The sequence below is a fragment of the Clostridium oryzae genome (genome assembly GCF_002029235.1).
In the GTDB taxonomy this organism is placed as follows: Bacteria; Bacillota; Clostridia; order Clostridiales; family Clostridiaceae; genus Clostridium_AE; species Clostridium_AE oryzae.
Map to the genome: position 1 here is coordinate 113,910 of NZ_MZGV01000005.1, position 13,089 is coordinate 126,998.

Below are 13,089 nucleotides of genomic sequence, written 5' to 3' on the forward strand. Positions count from 1 at the left end.
AATAACAAATAAAAATCAAGATTTTCACAAAAATAATGAGAGAGCTCTGTCGACTTTAATGTCTCCAGTGCTCTCTCCCACACTCTCCTTAGCAAGCCCAACAAGTTTCACTAGCGCTCAGAGGTGCTCTATAATTACCTTTCTCCTTTCTTCCTTCTAACTCCAGCTAATAATTTTGATATTACACAAAATACTATAGATGATGATAACGAAACTATTATGGTCCAACTAAAGCAAGTAAAACTATTTCCGAACACTCTATATATATCATTTTCAACATAGAAATGATTAAATTCAGTCATTCTAATTGGCATAAAGTTAGCAAAATAATGATTAATAGGGTAAGGTTGTCCTTGATCAAAAATAACAAGCAATATACTAAAAAATACTACTACTATGGCTCCTGGAATTATCTCATCCATTAAAACCATAATAAATTGTGTAAAGGAAGTAACAAATATCACTGCAAATAATCCTATTAATATATTGAAAATAAACTGCTGCAAATAAGTAATATTATATACTGAAAGAAAGGTAGTAGAGTTACTTTGAATAGGCTGATTCCACCCATTTAATCCAAAGGGAAACATTTTGATTATAAAATATAGCGCTACTCCTAAAAAATAGAGTAAGCCAGCGATAATGAACGCTGCAAGAAATCTTGCTCCATCTAGTTTCTTTTTTCCAAATCTAGTTGAACGATATATTTCTCTCATTTTAATTTGAGGGTCACTTCCTAAAAGAAACAGCAAAATTATAAATATTATTATTAATAACAAAATTATAAACTTACCTATGCCGTTATTTATTACTTTCCAACCTTCCGAATACCCCATAGGTAATTTGACAAGTCTCTTCGCTTCCTTCATAATGCTCTTTTTTTCTTTTTCTGTATATATTATTCTGGTGCTGTCATCTATCGATATCAGCTCATCCACATTAGACTTGTCTATATATTTAAATCTCTCATTATACTCTTTCATAAATTCTAAATAATTCATATTAATATATTTTTCTTTAGAACATTTTTTTCCATGAGATAAGTTCGCCTGCCAGGAAACTGCTGTTCCATTTTCATATGGGATATTGTAATTTCCTACTGCTTTATAGCTGCTTATTGCTGAAAAAAGCGCAATAATTGTAATAATTAATAAGAAAATCTTCAGCGTCAAAACCCTTTTTATTTCTACGATTATAATTTGTCTCATATCCTTCACCTATTTAACTTATACAATACTTTTTATATGTATTTTTAATAAGAAGTTGAAAGAATACTACATATACTGCTGTTAAGATTAATACAATCACAAAGTATGGTATAGCTGCATTTCCAATAAAAAAATAATACTCAAGTAAAGATGCACTTCTAAATTGCAAGGGATTAAATAACCTTATATTACTATACGTAGCTGTCTGTCTAAATAAAAGATAAACAATTACAACGGAAGCTCCTATTGTAAACTTTATATTTTTAAATTTTATGGATGTAAGCATCACGATGTTTGCCATTACTAAAGAACCCATTAACCCTCCAAATAACAATATTAATAATGCTGTTCCAATATTAATATTATAAATAGAGTCAAACCAAAAGGTCTGTGCTGATGCAGCCCAACCATGCAATGAAGCTATTGCTCCATGCTCTAATACGAAAATGCCTATAAATATAAAATAAATAGTTGCAGTTAAAAGATTTCCTGCTATCAATCGTGCCCTCATATTCTTCTTTCTTCCACCTGCAGTAGCAAGTGTTAACTCATTTATGCCGCTTGAACTGTCTTTTGCATATGTGCCTGCAAGAACAAAGGCAACTACAATAAAAAATATTGGATATTCTAGATTAATCCAACTATTTATATTGGCTAATCCTTCATAATAGTCTACACGAAAAGGAGTCTTTAAATTACTTACTTTTTTATCAATAACCTTCATTTGAAATTTTAGGTCTAAAGGGTATGATTAATCCAAATAAGACAATTAGCCATGAATAATATCGCAACTTTGCAATATAGCCTCTAAAAAATAACCTCGTAAAAATCAGATACAACACTATAATTGCTGACATGACTATAGAGTTTTTGATAAATATAATAAGAAAGTTATCCATATTTATTTTTCTCCCTTTTCAACTATCTTTAATATTTCTTGTACATCTTGATCAGATAGTTTTTTTCCGTCATACAAAGAACTTACAAAGCTAAAAATTGAATTTCCATGATAAGTCTTTAAAAAATTACTTGTTTCAAACTTTAAATACTCGTCTTTCTCTATTAAAGGATAATAAGTTCGTTCCTTTCCATTTTTCTCCGTTTTGATAAATCCCTTGTCTACTAACCTGTTTAGAAAGGATATTACTGTAGGTACTTTCCAGCCTTTCTCATTTCCTATTGCCTCCATAAGCTTATTAGTGGTGATTGGTTTCTCATTGTCCCATACTGCCTTCATAATTTCAAATTCTGTATCCGGTAACTTTTTTATTTTATCCATGTAGCGCATCTCCTTTTTAGGCAACTGCCTTATATTGATATTATACATTTGCCTAAAATCAAAGTCAACATATCCCTGCAAAAAAAAACGCAGAAATAAGCCTCACAAACTCGGCATTCATCCGGTTTGTGAGGCTTCGTAATTAATTGCACCCATTAGAATTTAGCAATAACCTCTATATTATGAATAAGTTTTGCAAATCAACTGAAAAATCCTGAAATAAATGTGAAGTTACAATATCCTCCTTTGAATATATCCTAGGCTCAGAAAACATTCTATTTTCCTCTAATGTAAAGACTTCCACAGTCCTGCTTTTGGGTGATATTATCCAATATTCTCTTACTCCGCATCTCATATAAAGATCCATCTTTTCTATATAATCCTTTGATGTTGTCGATGGGGATAACACCTCAACAACAAGTGCTGGTGTACCAACATAATTATTGTCGTTAAGTCCGCTTTTATCACAAATAACTGTAATATCCGGCTGAACCTTATTTTTCTCTTTACCATTTTCAAGCACTATATCAAAAGGAGCAACGGAATGCCTGCAAGACTTTCCTCTGAAATAAGTTCCAAACTCAGTAGATAAATTTGTAACGACTGTTTGATGTATTACAGAAGGTGCTGCCTGTATATATACTATGCCATTTATAAATTCTAAATTGTCTTCTGTTTTATCCATATCTTCAAATTCTTCATAACTTATCCGTTTTTTTGTGGAATCATTGCTGTTCATCTCCTCTTTTATATAGATAAAAAGTTAACCTATCACCTTGTTATATATATTATATCATAGCAATTAATATTCTTTACATAATTAATGACAACCATCAACCCTTATAAACGTATAGCCCGCCAACATTTCTCTTTAAGAACTTCAGCGAGCTTCTCCCTCCTTTTACATATATACTAGACCTACCAAAACACATATCTCAATAATAACGATTTGCAAAAAACCGCAAGCATATACCAACTCAATTTTGCTTGCGGTCCTTAAACTATTTTTTTCTTCTATTTCTAACGCACTCCGCTAATAAATATTCAATCTGACCATTGATAGAACGATAATCATCTTCTGCCCATGCAGCCAGTTCATTCCAAAGGCTTGCAGATAAACGAAGCAGAATCTGCTTTTTAGCCTTTTCCTTTTCTTTTAGAACTTTCTCACGCTGCTTTACTTCCTCTTCGAGCATTTCGATACGTTTAAGTCGTTCCTTTAGTTCTTCCTCTTCATTTCCCAGTTTGCGTTCCATATCTAACAACCTTTACCGCTTTCTTTTAATAGATGCTTCCACTGTTTACAATCGGCTGAGCTTCTTTGTTTCCACAGAGAACTACCAAGAGATTGCTGACCATCTGTGCCTTACGTTCTTCATCGAGTACAACTACTTCATCTTCACTAAGCTGATCAATTGCCATCTTTACCATTCCCACAGCACCTTCTACAATTTTCTGACGTGCTGCTATTACTGCTACGGCCTGCTGCCTCTGGAGCATCGCAGCAGCTATTTCCTCAGCATAAGATAAATGTGTAATCCTTACCTCTTCAATTTCAAGTCCTGCCCCTTCTACGCGCTGCTGCAATTCGTCTCTCATACCCTCGGCAATCTCCTGACTGCTGCCACGAAGCGTCTTCTCATCGGCATCATCTTCCATAGTATCATAAGGGAATAGTCTTGCCACATTTCTAATAGTCGTATCACATTGAATCGATAAAAATGTTTTATAGTTTTCCACACTAAATACAGCCCTTGTTGGATCAGCTACACGCCAAATCACAATTGCTCCAATTATAATAGGATTTCCAAGAACATCATTTACCTTTTGCTTTTCATTGCTTAAGGTCATTGTCTTCGTTGAAATTTTCTTACCTGTTGTTGCTGGAATAGTAGTTTCTGCAGCTGTTCCAGCAGCTCCAGTTCCAACTTTAACGGTGCTGGCATTTGTTTTACTTGCAGGATTAAAGCCTGTAGCAAATGGGTTTACATAATAGAAGCCCTCTTTCTTAATGGTTCCATAGTACTTACCAAACAAATTCAAAACTAGTGCCTCATTAGGATTGATAACACGAAGTCCAGGCAAAACAAACATAAGTACCACAAACAATACACTTCCAAGCACAATCAATAAAATTCCTGCAATACTTCCTCCATTATCTTTGCTCACTAGAATACATCCATAAACAAAGCCTGCAACAGCTGCCACAAAGCCAACTAGAATCATCAGCAAGGCAGTTCCACCGCTAAAAGGATTGATTTCCTTTTCTTCAATAATTCTTACTCCTTGTTTAACTTCTTCTCCCATAAATTACTTCTCCTTTACTTATCTAAGTGATATCATTTTGATATCATCAGCATACCATTGGAGGAATATAATGTCAAGAGAAATTATCTACTTTATAAAAATAACAGATTCCTTAATTGAAATCTGTTATTATATGAATTTATAATATTTTTCTAGCGTTAAAAGTCGCACTCAAATGGCAATGGATTCTATTTTATAGCAATCTTCCATACGCATTTAAAAGTCAACCTGTCTCCAATTAGTTCTGCTGAAATTTCTCCTCCCATTTTGTCCATAAGACTCTTAGCAATTGATAACCCTAAGCCTGTATTGCTATTCTTATTTGTTCTTGACTCATCTACTGTGTAAAATTTATTAAATAGCAGCTCAACTTCACTGCTATTTAAAGATTTCACCAGATTAGTGATACAAATATTAGCCTTGTTATCCTCTTTTTTTAATTCGATACTAACACCGCCCTCAGAATGTTTAACCACATTCACCAATAAATTCTCAATAACTCTTCTAACTGCAGAAACATTCCCAATAACTGAAATTTTATTCTCCGGTAAAGTAATCTCAGGAACAATGTTTGCAGCATTAAAACTCTCATAAAATGATGTTATAACATCACATAAAACATTGTTTAAATTAACGTAGCCAAGCTCCAATTCATATTCTGGTGATTCAATAACAGATAATTGAAAAAATTCATTCAATAATCCTTGCAGAACTTTTGCCCTTTTCTCAACAATATCTAAATATTCATCTTGTTTTTCTACTGAAACTTTCTTTGATTTAAGCATCTGTACATAACCGATTATCGAGGTAAGCGGAGTTCTTAGATCGTGTGATATATTAGCAATAGCTTTTTTAAGTTCATCTTCAGCTTTTCTTTGCTTTACTTGAGCCTGACGACTAATTTCTATGTGCTTATTTATGGTACATGCCAATTCCTCAATATCTCTACTAGAGAGTGATATATCTATCTTCTTAGCAGTTCTAAAATTGTTATAATCCTCCAATTGGTATTTAATATTCTTTATACTCTTTTTAATAAAAAGCAATCTCAGAAATATAATAATACCAATAATTATTGAAAATACTAAAGCATAGACCATCTTATCACTCCCAATGTAGATTACCGAAACCTAGCATAATTTTTAAATTTATATTTCAAGGGTCCTATCCATCATCAACCCCAACTATTTTATATCTTGTCTATCAAATGACAATATACCTAGTAAAGTTGTAATTAAAATAGTAATGCAGCAAGTAATTAAAATATGGCCAATGGCAGCTGTATCTGGATGTATCGTGCAGATATCCATAAGTATGTATGTTGGAGTATACTCAGGATATTGCTCAATATAATTGCACAATGGATGCATAAAGATAAAGGAAGAAAATAGTATCACTGTCCCTACCCCTATAATTAACGCTTTACTTTTTATTAATGTAGCAAAGAACATATAAATACTAGCCATTTCAATTAGTATTAAACATACAATAATCGTAAAGCCAATCATTTCAACTATGCTATCCATTGAAAAAGTCAGTACTTGTCCAGTACTAAGTGCTCCAACTATTGCTGTTCCAAATAATAACATGGCATTCATTATTAATATTGCAACAGCCATTACCAATAGTTTAGACAAATATATATGTATCCTTTTATGTCCATGTGCTACAATATTTTTTATTGTACCATTGGAATACTCATCAATAATAAATGCTCCAACTAAAAACATAACTAGGATTTCCATGATATTGCTGAATCCAGCTGCTGAATAGAAAAATTCTAGTGCTTTAGGATGTAATCTATCTTTAAAAGAGTTAATCACAAAACCATAATCTCTTCCGCCAAACGAATCATACATTATATACCAAACGTTCTTTAGTTGATAATAGATGAGCATACTGAGAAATATCAGCACACCAGTAACAATTAATAGATTTCTGAAAATCTTACTATGTTTTAACTTATACATTTCAAACTTTATAAGGTTGTACATTGTTTATCCGCACCCCCTATAAGATTTATAAAATATTCTTCAAGATTGTCTCCCTTAGCCATAATCTGCTCAATTATTATACCTGCCTTGGCTAAGGTCGAGGATACTAGCTTAGAATTGTCTACGTGCTCATAAAGTTTAATGGTCTCATCAGGCATAACTTTAAAATCGCTTACGTTAAGTTCATTCTCTAGAACAAACACCGCTTTATTGACATCATCAACTTTTATGTTCAAACATTTTTTGCACTTCTCATCCAATTCCTTTGAAGTAAGTTCCTCAAGCATCTTTCCTTTATGAATAATTCCATAACATGTAGCTAATTGATACAGCTCACCTAAAATATGACTTGAAATAAGTATCGTCATATTCTTCTCTTTTGCTAACTTTTTCAAAAGATTTCTTATCTCAATAATTCCCATTGGGTCTAATCCATTAATAGGCTCATCTAGGATCAAAAATTCTGGATCTCCCAAAAGTGCTATAGCGATTCCAAGCTTTTGCTTCATTCCAAGAGAAAAATCCTTTAGCTTTTTTCGTTTTGTATCACTGAGTTCCAAAAGCTCTAGAATTTCATCAATACATCCTTTTCCTGGAATACCTTTCTGCAACCTGCAAGCTTCAAGGTTCTGATAAGCAGTCATGTCTGGATAAAAAGTTGGTCTTTCTATTAATGCACCTATTCTTTTTCTAGCATTACTTAATCCCTTTTCTGTATCTTCGCCAAATAATTCTATAGTACCGCTGGAAGGGGCTGCAAGTCCAGTTATCAAACGTACCGTAGTAGATTTACCTGCTCCATTTTCTCCAATAAAGCCATAGATTTCACCTTTTCTTACAGACAAATTGATATTGTCAACAACTGCATTTCCCTTATATTTTTTGCTCAAATCTTTAATCTTTAATATGTACTCACTCATAATATATCTCCTTTCTGTATGATCATATTGTAAAATCCAAACTGTAAATAACCATAAAGAAAGTCTTAAGAAACTCTTAAGCTTAATTTGTCAAATATCAAATTTGTATCCAATTCCCCACACCGTCTGAATATAATCGTTGCTTGTCCCTGCTTTAATAAGTTTATTTCTTAAATTGCTTATATGAACAGTTATAGTATTATCATCACATAAATACTCAATTCCCCATACGCTTTCAAATACATTCGCTTTCGAAAAAACTTTTTTAGGATGAGACATTAATAGCACTAAAATATCGAATTCTCTATTTGTCAAAACGACCTTAGTGTCTTTAACAAACGTCTCTCTGGTATCTTTATTTATATAAATTTCATTATGCCGTATTATATTTTCCACTGGCGCTAAAGAAAATTCTTTATACCTTCTCAATTGTGAATCCACCCTAGCTGATACCTCTTCTATGTCAAATGGTTTAGCTATGAAATCGTCTGCCCCATTTCTCAATGCATTTATCTTTACATTCTGTTCTTCTTTAGCCGATATGATTAAAATGGGCATTTTTTTCGTCGTCCTTATCTTTTTTAAAAGCTCTTCTCCCGCCATTCCAGGAAGCATTAAATCCAATAGAACAATATCCCACTCCATTTGTTCCAAATAGATTAATGCCTCCGTTCCAGAGTAGGCAGATTTTGTTTCATACCCATTTTCCTTTAACATATCACATAAAAGTCTGTTTATATCTTCATCATCTTCTACTACCAAAATATTAATTGGCACCTGTTTCACCTCCTATATAACTTGATTATACACTACCATAGGTTATTGAGTCTAATAGCTAAATATTTATATATTTTACAAATTTTATATGCATCTATATAAATATATTTACTATTTGATCACCGTAAAGAACCTTGTAGGTATCTGAAAGTCAGCTCCTCTCTATAAGTTTTAAGCCATTACATTTTTTGTTATAATAAAGTATAATAATTAAAGTTACTAAAGGTTAATCGATAGAACATATTAGATATATGTTATGAAACTCCTTGGTGTAAAAAATCTCATTTTGACAAACGCATGCGGCGGAATTAACAAAAGCTTCAAACCTGGAGATTTAATGATACTTACAGATTTCATCAATAGTGTTTCTGTAAATCCACTTATAGGTGCTAATGATGATAGATTTGGAACTAGATTTTCTGATATGTCAGAACCATATAGTAAGGAGCTAATTAAAAAAGCTAGGTATGTTGCTGAAAATTTAAAAATTCCATATCAGCAGGGTATATATACTTTTTTTCAAGGACCGTATTATGAAACAGCAGCAGAAATATCAGCATTCAGCAGGATGGATTCCGATACGGTTGGAATGTCAACTGTACCAGAGACTATTGCTGCAAACTACTTAGGAATGAACGTTTTGGGAATTGCTTGTATAACAAATATGGCAACTGGAATTGCAAAAGAAAAGCATTCACATGAAGAAGTTGTGAGGGTTGCTAATGAATCCAGTGAGAAGCTTTGCAAATGGTTAAAAGAACTATTGCTAAGTTGGTAGAAAGGACTAAAAAATGGAAGTTTTAAAAAATAGAATTTTAAAAGACGGGGTTGTATTAGGAGATAATATTCTAAAGGTAGATAGCTTTATCAATCATCAAATGGATATAAAACTTCTAAATCAGATAGGTAAAGAATTCAAGGAAAGATTTAAAAATATTGAAATAACAAAAATACTTACTATAGAAGCTTCAGGAATAGGCATAGCTTGTATCGCTGCACAATATTTCGATGTTCCTGTAGTATTTGCAAAAAAACATGAAGGCATTAATATGGATAAGGATAACTATGAGTCTGAAGCCTTTTCATTTACAAAAAAGAAAAATTATAAGATAAAAGTATCAAAAAAATACTTAAGTGCTGAAGACAAAGTTCTTATAATAGATGACTTTCTTGCAAATGGAAATGCATCTTTAGCACTTATAGATATTTTAAATCAGGCAAAATCGGAGATAGCTGGGGTAGGAATTGTTATTGAAAAAGGATTTCAGCCTGGCAGAAAATTAGTTGAAGACAAAGGGGTAAAAGTAGAGTCCTTGGCTATATTAGAATCTATAAGCAATGGGAAAATTATATTCAAATGATGCTATAATTTACTCATTGCGTTAATTCGGCTTTCCATAAACTTCAAATCAAAAATTTTAATAGTAAATCGCTAATTTTGAGGGGAGAAAAAATGTTAAGGATTGGTGAATTTGCTGCATTATCTTCTATCAGCATTCATATGCTCCGCAATTACGATAAAATTGGATTGTTGATTCCTCAACATGTGGATGAAATGAATGGTTACCGTTATTATGATAAAGCGCAGCTATTACAAGTAAATCGAATTATAGCATTAAAAGCAATGGGATTTGGACTTGATGAAATAAAAGAGATTCTAATTATGCCGCAATCTGAAATTGATGCTTTTTTACAAGCAAAGTTGCAGGATAAATATATGGAATTAGAAAAAACAAAAAACCAAATCAAACAAATCCAAATAGTGATGAATACAGATAAAAAATCGGAAGATTATGCCTTATCTATTGTTCGAAAAATAATTGCACCAATGTGGGTGGCAAGTTTCAGAGGAAATATACATGCTTATCCAGAAGAAGGAGTTCTTTGGGGTCAATTAGATAAAGCGTGCAAAAGCAGTGGAATTAAGATTAACACAGAATCACCAGCTATGGCAATCTATCATGGTGTTGATGAAAATAATGGCATGATGGATGTGGAAGTTCAATTTCCATTAGATAAGGAATATAAAACAAATGACAAACTGGCAATTTTCCAGCTCCCGGAGCGCGAAGTAGCAGCTGTAGTATTTAAAGGATGCTATTCTCAGATTGGCGGTATTAATGCAGTCATTGCAGAATGGCTAGAAAAGAATTATTTGGAAATAAACGGGCAATCATTTTCTATTTATCATAGTTCACCTGGAAATTGTTCCGATGATAAGGCGTTTATAACTGAGCTTTGTTTCCCAGTAAAAGAAAAAAACTAAAAATAATATTGACTCTCGTACTATGGGAGGGTTTATCATTTTCATATAGCGAACAACAATTTATCTATATGGAAAGGATTTTTTTATGAGTAGAAAATTATTAGACATTAAACATCATTTATCCAGCGGGTGCTGTATGTGGAGCGGCATTGAAGATGTATATGCTACAAGGACGGGTCAGACACTTCCAGAAGCATTTCTGTTTGCTTTGAGCAGTTTTGGTGAATCAGTATTCCTGAAATTTAAAGATGAAACCAGGCCATTTATGTTTAGCGTTGCAGACGGCCGTACAAGAAAAACCTACGATAAAATTAAGAATATAATTGGCCTAAACTATCAAATTTCTGAAGGAAGAACACTCTCATATGCCTTAACATCAATCAAAAGAGAAATTGATAATGGTAATCCAGTCATATTAGGTCCACTTGATATGTTTTATCTTCCATATCTTAAGATGTATCATAAAAATCATATTCCGATGCACTACATATTGATGGTTGGTTATGATGATAAAAAAGACTGCGTATTAATCTATGATTGTGATAGAGAAGATTTACAAGAATTACCGAAGGCAGAACTGGTACAGGCGTGGCAGATTGAAAAGAATGCAGTTGGAGATAAAAATGGCTTTATTCGATTCAGCCTTTCTGAGAAAACGATCAATAAATATGAATTAGCCGATATCTGCCTCCGCAATAAAGCTATGAGACAGTTATCTGAAAAGCTTACCTTTGCTGGAATCAACGCTTACAATAAAATTGCAATAGAGTTTCCTTATTGGAAAGATAACTTTTCAGAAGAAGAATATAGAAATGCACTTGCATCTTTAACAGAATTTTTAGGCATGGTTCCTAAATTACCAAATGAGATATTAGGAATCAAAGAAAAAGAAGATATTTGTTTTGATGGTAATTATAATAGATTAGGTAACATATTATTGCAGCTTGGTGAAGAGTATCAACGTGATGACTGGACACATGCCGGCAATTTATTTTGTCAATGTGGTTGCTTAATAGAAGACATCACAAATCGTATCATCCGGTTCTATTGTCAGAATGAAAATTGCCTATCAGAAATTCCAAGTATATTTATTAAGGTTGGAAAATATGCCGAACGAGCTTATCAAATAATTGCAGATTATAAAGGAGGAAATTAAAATGCCATTTGATTATAAAAAAGAGTACAAAGAATTCTATCTTCCTAAAAATAAACCACAAATAATTGATATTCCCGCAATGAATTATATTGCAGTACGTGGTAAAGGTAATCCTAATGAAGAGGACGGTGCGTATAAACAGGCAATAGGTATCCTTTATGCTATCGCATATACAATTAAAATGAGTTATAAAGGAAATCATAAGATTGATGGTTTCTTTGAATATGTAGTTCCGCCATTAGAAGGCTTTTGGTGGCAGGACGGTATAGAAGGAGTTAATTATAGTAATAAAGAAACCTTTAACTGGATTTCAGTAATTAGGCTACCGGATTTTGTGTCCAAAGAAGATTTTAAATGGGCCGTAGAAGAAGCATCACGAAAAAAGAAAATGGATTGCTCTTTAGCTGAATATTTAACAATACAAGAGGGATTGTGTGTACAAATTATGCATATAGGTCCATTTGATGATGAGCCAGCAACAGTTGCTATACTGGATGAATATTTAGCACAGCACGGATACGTAAATGCTATTACTGATGCCAGATTACACCATGAAATTTATTTATCCGATGCGCGTAAGGTAGCACCAGCAAAATGTAAAACAGTTATACGCCATCCTGTAAAGAAGAAATAATTTATGAGTAAGTAAGTAATAGTGAAGAAGTAAAAATTTAGGTAGAAATTCCTTGCTAATCACTAAATTGCTATAGCCAGCTCCATAGCTAGTGTAGCTATTCTGTCTTTTTCTAACGGGTTAACCTTATTTGAAAGACTCCTTATGTCCCACGCTTCACTGCCTAAATATCTTTCGGAAAAACTAATTCGTAAAAAGGCTGCATAATTTTCAAATTTATTTCTATTTATATTCCTTTAAGTACTTATTTGCTTTAGGTCAGGACTACTTTATTACCGTAAAGTTTAAGTATAATAATTTATCTGTGAAGAAAGAAAATGATGCGTTTACCATACCAAGGCATAATTTTGTTTAAAGCTCGAATTAAGTAATCAATTTGTATAAAAGTACAATTATCAAAATAATCGAATATATTATTCCTCCTTGTATAATGTAGTCATAACATTCAATAGAAAACTGTCTTTATTAATTACGAACATTACAACTCATTTTTTTCTTATTATTCTTAAAATCTTTACCCTATAGGGTATTTGTTTCTACTCTAACTT

At 32.5% G+C, this 13,089-nt stretch carries 14 protein-coding genes and 1 pseudogene; 5 read left to right on the forward strand and 10 right to left on the reverse strand.

Annotated features, from left to right (window positions below; all coding sequences use genetic code 11):
* Nucleotides 1-134: 134 nt before the first annotated feature.
* From CLORY_RS04020 to CLORY_RS04070, 10 genes are all read right to left on the reverse strand, one after another.
* Nucleotides 135-1,208 carry a hypothetical protein gene (locus tag CLORY_RS04020; RefSeq protein ID WP_079422224.1) on the reverse strand — a complete coding sequence of 358 codons (1,074 nt, stop codon included), beginning with the start codon at nt 1,206-1,208 and terminating at the stop codon, nt 135-137.
* Between the two features lie 13 nt (nt 1,209-1,221).
* The gene (locus tag CLORY_RS04025) at nt 1,222-1,932 is read right to left on the reverse strand and encodes a hypothetical protein (protein WP_079422225.1); all 711 of its coding nucleotides are present in this window, start codon (nt 1,930-1,932) and stop codon (nt 1,222-1,224) included.
* Between the two features lie 177 nt (nt 1,933-2,109).
* A complete protein-coding gene (locus CLORY_RS04035) occupies nt 2,110-2,487 on the reverse strand; it encodes a BlaI/MecI/CopY family transcriptional regulator (protein WP_079422227.1) in 378 nt (125 codons plus the stop codon).
* Nucleotides 2,488-2,662: 175 nt separating this feature from the next.
* Nucleotides 2,663-3,226, reverse strand: a complete 564-nt coding sequence (locus CLORY_RS04040; RefSeq protein ID WP_079422228.1) for a Uma2 family endonuclease — start codon at nt 3,224-3,226, stop codon at nt 2,663-2,665.
* A gap of 262 nt (nt 3,227-3,488) precedes the next feature.
* Nucleotides 3,489-3,683, reverse strand: a complete 195-nt coding sequence (locus tag CLORY_RS04045) for a type II toxin-antitoxin system antitoxin (RefSeq protein WP_079422243.1) — start codon at nt 3,681-3,683, stop codon at nt 3,489-3,491.
* Nucleotides 3,684-3,768: 85 nt separating this feature from the next.
* On the reverse strand, nt 3,769-4,794 hold the full coding sequence (locus tag CLORY_RS04050; protein ID WP_079422229.1) for an SPFH domain-containing protein: 1,026 nt from the start codon (nt 4,792-4,794) through the stop codon (nt 3,769-3,771).
* Between the two features lie 188 nt (nt 4,795-4,982).
* Nucleotides 4,983-5,894, reverse strand: a complete 912-nt coding sequence (locus tag CLORY_RS04055) for a sensor histidine kinase (RefSeq protein ID WP_079422230.1) — start codon at nt 5,892-5,894, stop codon at nt 4,983-4,985.
* Between the two features lie 84 nt (nt 5,895-5,978).
* Nucleotides 5,979-6,788 (reverse strand): ABC transporter permease, encoded by an 810-nt coding sequence (locus CLORY_RS04060; RefSeq protein WP_079422231.1) that lies wholly within the window; start codon nt 6,786-6,788, stop codon nt 5,979-5,981.
* A complete protein-coding gene (locus CLORY_RS04065) occupies nt 6,773-7,708 on the reverse strand; it encodes an ABC transporter ATP-binding protein (protein ID WP_079422232.1) in 936 nt (311 codons plus the stop codon). The genes CLORY_RS04060 and CLORY_RS04065 overlap by 16 nt, the downstream gene beginning before the upstream one ends.
* 90 nt (nt 7,709-7,798) lie before the next feature.
* A complete protein-coding gene (locus tag CLORY_RS04070; protein WP_278335298.1) occupies nt 7,799-8,485 on the reverse strand; it encodes a response regulator transcription factor in 687 nt (228 codons plus the stop codon).
* Nucleotides 8,486-8,732: 247 nt separating this feature from the next.
* Here CLORY_RS04070 and CLORY_RS04075 point away from each other — a divergent pair.
* The 5 genes and pseudogenes from CLORY_RS04075 to CLORY_RS04095 all read left to right on the forward strand — a co-directional run.
* Nucleotides 8,733-9,263: pseudogene (locus tag CLORY_RS04075) on the forward strand (purine-nucleoside phosphorylase); the annotation flags it as partial.
* 13 nt (nt 9,264-9,276) lie between these two features.
* Nucleotides 9,277-9,846, forward strand: coding sequence for a xanthine phosphoribosyltransferase (locus CLORY_RS04080; protein ID WP_079422234.1), 570 nt, complete (start codon nt 9,277-9,279; stop codon nt 9,844-9,846).
* A 92-nt stretch (nt 9,847-9,938) separates the two neighbouring features.
* A complete protein-coding gene (locus CLORY_RS04085) occupies nt 9,939-10,751 on the forward strand; it encodes a MerR family transcriptional regulator (RefSeq protein ID WP_079422235.1) in 813 nt (270 codons plus the stop codon).
* 85 nt (nt 10,752-10,836) lie between these two features.
* The gene (locus tag CLORY_RS04090) at nt 10,837-11,907 is read left to right on the forward strand and encodes a BtrH N-terminal domain-containing protein (RefSeq protein WP_079422236.1); all 1,071 of its coding nucleotides are present in this window, start codon (nt 10,837-10,839) and stop codon (nt 11,905-11,907) included.
* Between the two features lies 1 nt (nt 11,908).
* The gene (locus CLORY_RS04095; protein ID WP_079422237.1) at nt 11,909-12,541 is read left to right on the forward strand and encodes a GyrI-like domain-containing protein; all 633 of its coding nucleotides are present in this window, start codon (nt 11,909-11,911) and stop codon (nt 12,539-12,541) included.
* Nucleotides 12,542-13,089: the final 548 nt, after the last annotated feature.

What these genes read in the sequence shown, in the direction of transcription:
- CLORY_RS04020 (WP_079422224.1), bottom strand. Translation starts at nt 1,208, where the DNA reads ATGAGACAAATTATAATCGTAGAAATAAAAAGGGTTTTGACGCTGAAG.
- CLORY_RS04025 (WP_079422225.1), bottom strand. Translation starts at nt 1,932, where the DNA reads ATGAAGGTTATTGATAAAAAAGTAAGTAATTTAAAGACTCCTTTTCGT.
- CLORY_RS04035 (WP_079422227.1), bottom strand. Translation starts at nt 2,487, where the DNA reads ATGGATAAAATAAAAAAGTTACCGGATACAGAATTTGAAATTATGAAG.
- CLORY_RS04040 (WP_079422228.1), bottom strand. Translation starts at nt 3,226, where the DNA reads ATGAACAGCAATGATTCCACAAAAAAACGGATAAGTTATGAAGAATTT.
- CLORY_RS04045 (WP_079422243.1), bottom strand. Translation starts at nt 3,683, where the DNA reads ATGCTCGAAGAGGAAGTAAAGCAGCGTGAGAAAGTTCTAAAAGAAAAG.
- CLORY_RS04050 (WP_079422229.1), bottom strand. Translation starts at nt 4,794, where the DNA reads ATGGGAGAAGAAGTTAAACAAGGAGTAAGAATTATTGAAGAAAAGGAA.
- CLORY_RS04055 (WP_079422230.1), bottom strand. Translation starts at nt 5,894, where the DNA reads ATGGTCTATGCTTTAGTATTTTCAATAATTATTGGTATTATTATATTT.
- CLORY_RS04060 (WP_079422231.1), bottom strand. Translation starts at nt 6,788, where the DNA reads ATGTACAACCTTATAAAGTTTGAAATGTATAAGTTAAAACATAGTAAG.
- CLORY_RS04065 (WP_079422232.1), bottom strand. Translation starts at nt 7,708, where the DNA reads ATGAGTGAGTACATATTAAAGATTAAAGATTTGAGCAAAAAATATAAG.
- CLORY_RS04080 (WP_079422234.1), top strand. Translation starts at nt 9,277, where the DNA reads ATGGAAGTTTTAAAAAATAGAATTTTAAAAGACGGGGTTGTATTAGGA.
- CLORY_RS04085 (WP_079422235.1), top strand. Translation starts at nt 9,939, where the DNA reads ATGTTAAGGATTGGTGAATTTGCTGCATTATCTTCTATCAGCATTCAT.
- CLORY_RS04090 (WP_079422236.1), top strand. Translation starts at nt 10,837, where the DNA reads ATGAGTAGAAAATTATTAGACATTAAACATCATTTATCCAGCGGGTGC.
- CLORY_RS04095 (WP_079422237.1), top strand. Translation starts at nt 11,909, where the DNA reads ATGCCATTTGATTATAAAAAAGAGTACAAAGAATTCTATCTTCCTAAA.